Origin of the sequence: Halomonas sp. 3D7M (genome assembly GCF_014897885.1) — a bacterium.
In the GTDB taxonomy this organism is placed as follows: domain Bacteria; phylum Pseudomonadota; class Gammaproteobacteria; order Pseudomonadales; family Halomonadaceae; genus Vreelandella.
On sequence record NZ_JABUZF010000239.1, the window covers coordinates 10,646 to 11,196 of the forward strand.

The following is a 551-nucleotide window of genomic DNA, read 5'->3' on the forward strand; positions in this document are numbered from 1 at the left end:
GCTGGCGTATACCCAGTCAACAGTGAGCATGCAGTTACAGCGTTTAGAGACGCAGCTTGATGTGCGTTTGCATGAGCGAGCTGGGCGACGACTACGTTTCACCCCAGAAGGAGATCGTTTGCTGGTACACGCGCGCCGCCTATTGGCACTCAATGACGACGCGTGGAGCGATATGCAGGCGCGCCAGATAACGGGCGATTTAACGTTGGGTATTCCTGAAGACTATGCGTCGCTATTGCCGTCAGTATTTGCGTACTTTCACCAGCTGTATCCTGCGGTGGGGCTAACCGTAAAGTGTGGCACTAGTGCTCATTTGGTCGAACAGGTCAAAGCAGCAGAGTTGGACTTGGCGCTGGTGACTCGCCAACGAAATTCGCCAGGAGGCGATGTGATTCGTCGTGAGCCACTGATGTGGGCGGTAGGGGTAAATCAGCAGCCTTCGCTAAGTGACCCTATTCCGCTGGCGCTTTACTCTCCCGGCGCTGATGTTTTTCGCGAGGTTGCTGAGCAGGCGTTACAAGGGGCTGGGCGTGATTGGCGCGTTGCGTATA

General features: G+C 55.5%; 1 protein-coding gene. It reads left to right on the top strand.

Features of this window, described 5'->3' with window-relative positions:
• A partial coding sequence (locus tag INT22_RS21065; RefSeq protein WP_226912735.1) for a LysR substrate-binding domain-containing protein occupies nucleotides 1–551 on the top strand: 551 nt, incomplete at both ends.